This is a genomic window from Nocardioides secundeburneus, assembly GCF_039939255.1.
Lineage (GTDB): Bacteria > Actinomycetota > Actinomycetes > Propionibacteriales > Nocardioidaceae > Nocardioides.
Window position 1 is genome coordinate 1 of record NZ_JBDUUE010000013.1, and the last position, 7,899, is coordinate 7,899.

Genomic DNA, 7,899 nt, shown 5'->3' on the forward strand with positions numbered 1-7,899 from the left:
GCACCGCAGCGCTCGGCGACCGCGATGATCTTGGCGATGTCGAGGTACGACTCAGCCGGGGTCGCGCCACCCAGGCTGTACGCCTCGTCGGCGACCCGCACGTGCATCGCGTCACGATCAGGCTCGGCATAGACCGCCACCGAGCCGATCCCGGCGTCCTTGCACGCCCGGATCACCCGCACCGCGATCTCACCACGGTTCGCGATCAACACCTTCTGCAACGGCTTCACGTCGGGCAACGCTGGCTCCTGTGCGGTGATCACGGCCTCCGTGGGCCTCGGGTCGTTCCCGCCCGGCACGCTACCGCGCCGGTTGCCTATGCTCGTCACGTGTCCGAGTACCAGCAGGAGCGCAAGGGGTTCTGGCACGAGCCAGACGGAGTCATGACCACCGAGGCCATCGCCCTCGAGACGTGGGCCCGCACGGCACACCCGATCCTGGAGGAGGCGGCGGCCACCTACCACGGCGTCGTCCGCGAGGCCGAGCTCGCCGAGCGGCTCCAGGCCGAGGGCGGCATCCGCACCACGCGACCGTACGAGCGCTGGCTGCCGAAGGTGCTGCAGCCACTCGCCCACCTGCACCACCGCGACGGCTACCCGCCGCTCACCGCGCTGGTCGTCGACGGTCACGGCTGGGTGGGCGAGCGGTACGACGACGTCCTGCGCGCCATCGAGGAGCTGCCGATCACCGAGGCCGCCGCGCGTGAGCGGCACGCCGCCAAGGCGCGCCTGGCGTGCTACCAGTGGGCCGGCTCGGCGCCCGACGACGGCGGTGTGCCGGCCGAGGTGCTGACGTCGACCCGCAGCCGCGCGCCCCGGTCGACGACGGCCGCGGGCACCCGCGCCGCCGCGACGCCCAGGACGCCCCGGGCGCCGCGGGAGCCCAAGGTCGTCGCCCCGAAGCGCGTCGCGCCCACCGATCGTCCGGTCAACGTGTGCCCGACGTGCTTCATGGCCATCCCGGCCACGGGCATCTGCGACAACTGCGACTGAGGCGGGATCGATGACGCCCGCGACCCACGACGACTTCTGGGCCTGGTGGACGACGCAGGGAGCGGCGTCCTGCGAGGCCGCGATCGCCGCCGGCACGGTCGAGAGCCTCGTCGACGAGCTCACCGAGCGGGTGCACGCGATGTCGCCCGACCTCGTCTGGGAGCTCGGCCCGGGCACCACCGCGCAGCACCGGCTGGTCGTCAGTCCCGAGGGCAACCCCGACGTGCGCGCGGTCGCCCGCCGCTGGCTCCGGGCCGCGCCCGAGCCCACCGACACCTGGCAGTACGCCGACGCGCGCGGCGCTGACCCCGACCCCGGCTCCGGCGGCATCCGCGTCGGCGGGGCCGACGTGCAGTTCGCCGAGATCCGCGTCGGCGCGACCCGGGTGGGCAACCACGTCGACGTCGCCGTCCACCACCCGCGGCTGCGCGAGCTGCCCGAGCAGGCGCGCGGCATGGTCGTGTTCATCTCCCTCGACCACACGCTCGGCGAGCTCGAGTGCGAGACCTGGATCGGCGCCGTCGAGGTGGCCCTCGACGAGCCCGACGACGCCGTCACGCTCGAGGGCCTGCGCGAGCTCGTCGCCGCCGTCCGCGACGACGCCACCGACGCCGACGGCGGCCCGACGTGGGTGATGCTCCAGGGCGAGGTCGACGGCCGGCCGCTGATGGCGGTCGCGCAGGTGCCGCTCGCGCCGAGCTTCGCGCCGCACCTCGACACCCACCTCGCGGTCGAGGTGCCGTTCCCCGCCACCGACGAGGGCTTCCCCGACGAGGGAGCACTCGACGACCTCCGCGCGATCGAGGACCACCTCACCCAGCGCCTCGACGACATGGCCCGCCTCGTCGCCCACGAGACCGGCCAGGGACGCCGGGTGCTGCACTACTACGCCGACTCCGCCCGACCCGTCGACGGCGTCGCCGAGGCCGCCGTCACCGGCTGGACGCACGGCGTCGTCACGGTCACCCGCGACGCCGACCCCGGCTGGCACGCCGTCCGTCACCTGCGGACCTGACGGCAACCGGCGAACGGTGGTTAACGAACGTTAACCGCGTGGGCTACAGTGCTCGGCATGACGTTCGAGCTGTCCCGTGAGCACGAGGAGTTCCGCCGTAGCGTCCGCGAGTTCGCGGAGGCCGAGATCGCGCCCCACGCGGCGCAGTGGGACCACGACCACCACTTCCCGGTCCACGTCGTGCAACAGATGGGCAAGCTCGGGCTGTTCGGCCTGACCGCGCCGGAGGAGTTCGGCGGGGCCGGCGACGACGGCGACTTCACCAGCCTCTGCGTCGCCATCGAGGAGCTCGGCCGCGTCGACCAGTCGATGGGCATCACGCTGCAGGCCGGCGTCGGCCTGGGCATCAACCCGCTCCTGGCCTACGGCACCGCCGAGCAGAAGGAGCGCTGGCTCCCGGCCCTCGTCGCGGGCGAGGCGCTCGCCGGCTTCGGCCTCACCGAGCCCGGTGCCGGGTCCGACGCGGGCGCCACGCGCACCAAGGCCGAGCTGGTCGGCGACGAGTGGGTCGTCAACGGTGCCAAGCAGTTCATCACCAACTCCGGCTCCGAGATCACCAGCCTGGTCACGGTCACCGCCCGTACCGGCACCCGCGACGACGGCCGGCCCGAGATCAGCGCGATCATGGTGCCGAGCGGCACACCCGGGTTCACCGCCGAGAAGGCCTACGACAAGCTCGGCTGGCACGCCTCCGACACCCACCCGCTGTCCTTCGACGACGTCCACGTGCCCGCCGACCACCTGCTCGGCGACCAGGGCCGTGGCTACGCACAGTTCCTCGCCACCCTCGACGACGGCCGCATCGCGATCTCCGCCCTCAGCGTCGGCTGCATCCAGGCCTGCCTCGACATGTCCGTCGCCTACGCGGGCGAGCGGCAGACCTTCGGTGGACCCATCGGGCGCAAGCAGGGAGTCGCGTTCCAGATCGCCGACCTGCAGGTGATGCTCGACGCGAGCCGGTTGCTGACCTACCGCGCCGCCGCGCTCAAGGACGCCGGCGCGCCCCACCAGCAGGTCAAGCAGGCGGCCTCGGTCGCCAAGCTCTACGCCACCGAGTCCGCCGTCACGGCCACCCGCATCGCCACCCAGGTCTTCGGCGGCTACGGCTTCATGGAGGAGTACCCGGTGGCCCGCTTCTACCGCGACGCCAAGGTGCTCGAGATCGGCGAGGGCACCTCCGAGGTGCAGCGCATGCTCATCGCCCGCAGCCTCGGCCTGCCGGTCGAGTAGTCGCCGACCACCGCCTCCCGCGAACGGAGTCGGTCTCCGTCTATCCTGTCTCCGTGTTGGTACGTTCCGCGACCCCCGCCGCGGGGTCCCGCCGCGACGTCGAGGCGGCGTCATGACGGCCGCCGACACGACCCCGTCGGTGGGGCAGGCCGAGACCAGCACCGCCCGCTGGCGGCGCATCGGCGCCGAGGTCGTCCGCTTCTTCGTGGTGGCCCAGGCCGCCACCTGGGTCTCCATCCTGCTCTTCAACGTGCTCGTGCACGGCTTCATCGTCGGCCGCTCGTTCGTCGAGGAGCCGATGATCGCCTACGTGCTCGCCAACTGCGTGGGCATGGTGATCAGCTTCCACGGCGCACGCGGGTGGGTCTTCCCCGACCGCCCCCCGCAGCAGGCCGACGGCGGCTGGACCGCCTACGTGGTCATCAACCTCGCCGCGATGGCGCTCCCGGTCGGCTGTCTCTACCTCACCCACTACGTGCTCGGGCTCGACAACGCGCTCGCCGACAACCTCTCGGCCAACGGGGTCGGGCTGGTGCTCGCCTTTGTCGCCCGCTTCTACCTCTTCCGGCGCTTCGTGTTCCGCCGGCCGGTCGTCGCGGCGCCCTGATCGCTGGTCGACCTCGGGGGTGTGGCGCAGCCACGGACGTCGGGCCAGGGTGGGGCCGTCCTGACTCCCGGGGAGGTCTCTGCATGGTCCCGTCGTTCCTCGCGCGCGAGCGTATCGTCGCCGGTCCCGGCTACAGCCGGTGGCTCATCCCGCCCGCCGCGCTCGCCGTCCACCTGTGCATCGGGCAGGTCTACGCCACGAGCGTCTACAAGAACGCCCTGGTGGCGCACTTCGACTCCAGCCTGACCACGATCGGCTTCATCTTCTCGGTCGCGATCGTGATGCTCGGCCTCGCGGCCGGTTTCGGTGGCGCGTGGGTCGACCGCAACGGACCCCGGGCGGCGATGTTCGTCTCGGCCTGCTTCTGGGTGACCGGGTTCCTGGTCGCCGCGCTCGGCATCGCGCTGGGGTGGCTGTGGCTGGTGTTCCTCGGCTACGGCGTCATCGGCGGCATCGGGCTCGGCATCGGCTACATCTCCCCGGTCTCGACGCTCATCAAGTGGTTCCCCGACCGGCCCGGGCTCGCCACCGGCATGGCGATCATGGGCTTCGGCGGTGGTGCCCTCATCGCCAGCCCCCTCAGCGGTCGGCTGCTCGAGCTCTACGACAGCTCCTACGACTCCACCGACACGACCTCGGTCGCCGACGGCAGCGCGGTGGCGAGCCTGTTCGTCACGCTCGCCGTGGTCTACGCCGTCTTCATGATGTTCGGTGCGTTCACCGTGCGGGTGCCGGCCGACGGCTGGATCCCCGACGGGTGGGACCCGGCCGAGGTCAAGGAGAAGAAGCTCGTCACCACGGCCAACGTCTCGGCCGACAACGCGCTGCGCACGCCGCAGTTCTGGCTGCTGTGGGTGGTGCTGTTCTGCAACGTCACCGCCGGCATCGGCATCCTCGAGCAGGCCTCGCCGATGATCCAGGACTTCTTCCGCGACGGCTCCACGTCGACGGTGAGCGCGGCCGCCGCCGGTGGCTTCGTCGGCCTGCTGTCGCTGGCCAACATGGCCGGCCGCTTCGTGTGGTCCTCGACGTCCGACGCCGTCGGGCGCAAGCCGATCTACGTGCTCTACCTCGGGCTCGGGCTGGTGCTCTACCTGCTGCTCGCGACCGTCGGGTCGTCGTCCACCGCCCTGTTCGTGCTGCTCGCCGCGGTCATCCTCAGCTTCTACGGCGGCGGCTTCGCGACCATCCCGGCCTACCTGCGCGACCTGTTCGGCACCTTCCAGGTCGGCGCCATCCACGGCCGGCTGCTCACGGCGTGGTCGGCCGCGGGGGTCGCCGGCCCGTTCATCGTCAACGGCTTCCTCGACGCCCAGGGCGAGCCCGGCTCGCTCACCGCCGACGCCTACCAGCCGGCGCTGCTGACGATGGTCGGCGTCCTCGCGGTCGGACTCGTGGCCAACCTGCTGGTGCGCCCGGTCTCCGACCGGTTCCACGAACCGTCGTCGTCCGGCTCGAGCACACGCGAGAGGAGCAAGGCATGAACGCGCGCATCGCCCTCGCCTGGGCGCTCGTCGGAGCGCCGCTGGCCTACGGGCTCGTCGAGACCATCCGCAAGGCGTCGTCGCTGTTCACCGGCTGACGGTCCGTCACCAGAGGTCGGTCCACGCGTGGCCGAGCTCGGCGAGCATCGTGCGCAGCAACGGCAGCGAGACGCCGACGACGTTGTGGTAGTCGCCCTCGAGACCGGTCACGAACGCACCGCCCAGGCCGTCGACGGTGAACGCGCCGGCCACGTGCAACGGCTCACCGGTGGCCACGTAGGCCGCGATCTCGTCGTCGGTGACCGCGGCGAAGTGCACGGTGGTCGACGCCGTCCGCGCGACGCTGCGGCCCGAGGCCGTGTCGTGGACGGCGTGGCCGGTGTGCAGCACCCCGGTGCGCCCGCGCATCGCGTGCCAGCGCCGGGTCGCCTCCTCGGGAGTGCCGGGCTTGCCGAGCGCCTCGCCGTCGAGCTCGAGCACCGAGTCGCAGCCGAGCACGAGCGCGCCGTCGGGCACCTCGGGACGGCCGAGCACAGCGTCGCGCTTGAGGACGGCGAGCGCCAGCGCGAGCTCGGCCGGCGGCGGGTCGACGACCTGCGACTCGTCGACGCCGCTCACGACGACCACCGGCTCGACGCCGGCCTGGCGCAGGGTCGCGAGGCGGGCGGGGGACTGCGAGGCCAGGACGAGGGTCGTCACGGCAGCGCGCTCGCCCGCCAGCCGCCGGGGCCGTGGTGGTGGGGGTGGCGGTGGTGGCGGTGGGGTGCGTTCCACTCGTGGCGCGGTGTCTTGGTCGGGGTTGGGGTGTCGCCGCTGAGTGCGGTGAGGACGGTGATGATCGCGGCGATGTCTTCGGGGGTGGCGTGGGGGCTGATGACGCGCAGCACGGGCCCGGTGTCGGGGGTGGTGGGGGTGGAGGGGTTGGTGGTGGTCATCAGAGGGGGATGTTTCCGTGTTTCTTGGGGGGCAGGGTGGCGCGTTTGGTGGTGAGGAGGCGCAGGGCGCGGGTGATCTCGGTGCGGGTTTCGTGGGGGTGGATGACGGCGTCGATGTAGCCGCGTTCGGCGGCGATGTAGGGGTTGGCGAGGGTGGTCTCGTAGTCGTCGATGAGCTCGGCGCGTTTGGCTTCGACCATGTCGGGGGTGCCGCCGTTGTCGGTGATGGCTTGCAGGGTGCGGCGGTGGACGATGTTCGCGGCGCCTTGGGCGCCCATGACGGCGATCTGGGCGGTGGGCCAGGCGAGGTTGATGTCGGCGCCGAGGTGTTTGGAGCCCATGACGTCGTAGGCGCCGCCGTAGGCCTTGCGGGTGATGACGGTGATCAGGGGGACGGTGGCTTCGGCGTAGGCGTAGATGAGCTTGGCGCCGCGGCGGATGATGCCGTTCCATTCCTGGTCGGTGCCGGGCAGGAATCCGGGGACGTCGACGAAGGTCAGCACGGGGAGGTTGAAGGCGTCGCAGAACCGGACGAACCGGGCGGCTTTCTCGGAGGCGTCGATGTCGAGGGCGCCGGCGTACTGCATCGGCTGGTTGGCCACGATGCCGACCGAGTGGCCCTCGACGCGGCCGAAGCCGACGAGGATGTTGGGGGCGAAGAGCTCGTGGACCTCGAGGAAGTCCTCCTCGTCGAGCACGGCGGTGATGACGTCGTGCATGTCGTAGGGCTGGTTGGCCCCGTCCGGGATCAGGGTGTCCAGGCTGCGGTCGAGGTCGGTGACCTCCATGTCCGGCACCTCGTCGTGGGTGGGGGCGGGGTCGAGGTTGTTCTGGGGTAGGTAGGACAGGAGGGTCTTGACGTACTCGAGGGCGTCGGCCTCGTCGGTGGCCAGGTAGTGGGCGTTGCCGGACAAGGTGTTGTGGGTCCGGGCGCCGCCGAGGTCTTCCATCGAGACGTCCTCGCCGGTGACGGTCTTGATGACGTCGGGTCCGGTGATGAACATCGCGGAGGTCTGGTCGACCATGATCGTGAAGTCGGTGACTGCGGGGGAGTAGACGTGCCCGCCGGCGCAGTTGCCCATGATCAGGCTGATCTGGGGGATCACGCCGGAGGCGTGGACGTTGCGGCGGAAGATCTCGCCGTACAGCCCGAGCGAGACGACGCCTTCTTGGATCCGGGCCCCGGCGCCCTCGTTGATCCCGATGATCGGGCACCCGGTCCGGATCGCGAGGTCCATGACCTTGACGATCTTCTCGCCGTAGACCTCGCCCAACGAGCCGCCGAAGACGGTGAAGTCCTGGCTGAACACGCACACCTGACGGCCCTCGATCGTGCCGTACCCGGTCACGACCCCGTCACCGTAGGGGCGGGTCTTGTCGAGCCCGAACGCGGTCGAGCGGTGTCGGGCGAGCTCGTCGAGCTCGACGAAGGAGCCCTCGTCGAACAGCATCTCGATCCGCTCCCGCGCGGTCTGACGACCCTTCGCGTGCTGCTTCTCGACCGCCTTGGCCGAGCCCGCGTGGACCGCCTCGTCCAGACGCCGCTCCAGATCGGCCAGCTTGCCTGCCGTCGTGTGCAGATCGATCCCCGACCCCACCTCGGGGACCTCGGTGCCCTCACCAGGCTGCGCGCTCA

Annotated in this window: 10 protein-coding genes; 6 read left to right on the top strand and 4 right to left on the bottom strand. The window is 71.4% G+C overall.

Annotated features, from left to right (window positions below; translation table 11 throughout):
• The coding region (locus ABFT23_RS22505) for a biotin carboxylase N-terminal domain-containing protein (RefSeq protein WP_347899286.1) at positions 1 to 239 on the bottom strand (239 nt) is incomplete at its 3' end.
• Positions 240 to 329: 90 nt separating this feature from the next.
• Between ABFT23_RS22505 and ABFT23_RS22510 the strand changes: the two genes are divergently transcribed.
• From ABFT23_RS22510 to ABFT23_RS22620, 6 genes are all read left to right on the top strand, one after another.
• The gene (locus tag ABFT23_RS22510) at positions 330 to 992 is read left to right on the top strand and encodes a hypothetical protein (RefSeq protein ID WP_347899287.1); all 663 of its coding nucleotides are present in this window, start codon (positions 330 to 332) and stop codon (positions 990 to 992) included.
• A 10-nt stretch (positions 993 to 1,002) separates the two neighbouring features.
• Complete coding sequence (locus ABFT23_RS22515) at positions 1,003 to 2,007, top strand: DUF695 domain-containing protein (protein ID WP_347899288.1); 1,005 nt, start codon at positions 1,003 to 1,005, stop codon at positions 2,005 to 2,007.
• 57 nt (positions 2,008 to 2,064) lie between these two features.
• Positions 2,065 to 3,237, top strand: a complete 1,173-nt coding sequence (locus ABFT23_RS22520) for an acyl-CoA dehydrogenase family protein (protein ID WP_347899289.1) — start codon at positions 2,065 to 2,067, stop codon at positions 3,235 to 3,237.
• 112 nt (positions 3,238 to 3,349) lie between these two features.
• Complete coding sequence (locus ABFT23_RS22525; protein ID WP_347899290.1) at positions 3,350 to 3,844, top strand: GtrA family protein; 495 nt, start codon at positions 3,350 to 3,352, stop codon at positions 3,842 to 3,844.
• Between the two features lie 83 nt (positions 3,845 to 3,927).
• Entirely contained in the window at positions 3,928 to 5,328 is a 1,401-nt protein-coding gene (locus ABFT23_RS22530) for an OFA family MFS transporter (RefSeq protein ID WP_347899291.1), read from the top strand.
• The gene (locus ABFT23_RS22620) at positions 5,325 to 5,426 is read left to right on the top strand and encodes an MFS transporter small subunit (protein ID WP_457623918.1); all 102 of its coding nucleotides are present in this window, start codon (positions 5,325 to 5,327) and stop codon (positions 5,424 to 5,426) included. Before ABFT23_RS22530 ends, ABFT23_RS22620 begins: the two co-directional genes overlap by 4 nt.
• 7 nt (positions 5,427 to 5,433) lie before the next feature.
• On the opposite strand, the gene ABFT23_RS22535 is transcribed toward ABFT23_RS22620, so the two are convergent.
• Genes ABFT23_RS22535 through ABFT23_RS22545 form a run of 3 tightly spaced genes read right to left on the bottom strand, consistent with a single transcriptional unit; the run spans position 5,434 to position 7,849 of the window.
• Positions 5,434 to 6,027 (bottom strand): Maf family protein, encoded by a 594-nt coding sequence (locus ABFT23_RS22535; RefSeq protein ID WP_347899292.1) that lies wholly within the window; start codon positions 6,025 to 6,027, stop codon positions 5,434 to 5,436.
• Positions 6,024 to 6,263, bottom strand: a complete 240-nt coding sequence (locus tag ABFT23_RS22540) for an acyl-CoA carboxylase epsilon subunit (RefSeq protein WP_347899293.1) — start codon at positions 6,261 to 6,263, stop codon at positions 6,024 to 6,026. The genes ABFT23_RS22535 and ABFT23_RS22540 overlap by 4 nt, the downstream gene beginning before the upstream one ends.
• On the bottom strand, positions 6,263 to 7,849 hold the full coding sequence (locus ABFT23_RS22545) for an acyl-CoA carboxylase subunit beta (RefSeq protein ID WP_457623919.1): 1,587 nt from the start codon (positions 7,847 to 7,849) through the stop codon (positions 6,263 to 6,265). Before ABFT23_RS22545 ends, ABFT23_RS22540 begins: the two co-directional genes overlap by 1 nt.
• Positions 7,850 to 7,899 lie beyond the last annotated feature (50 nt).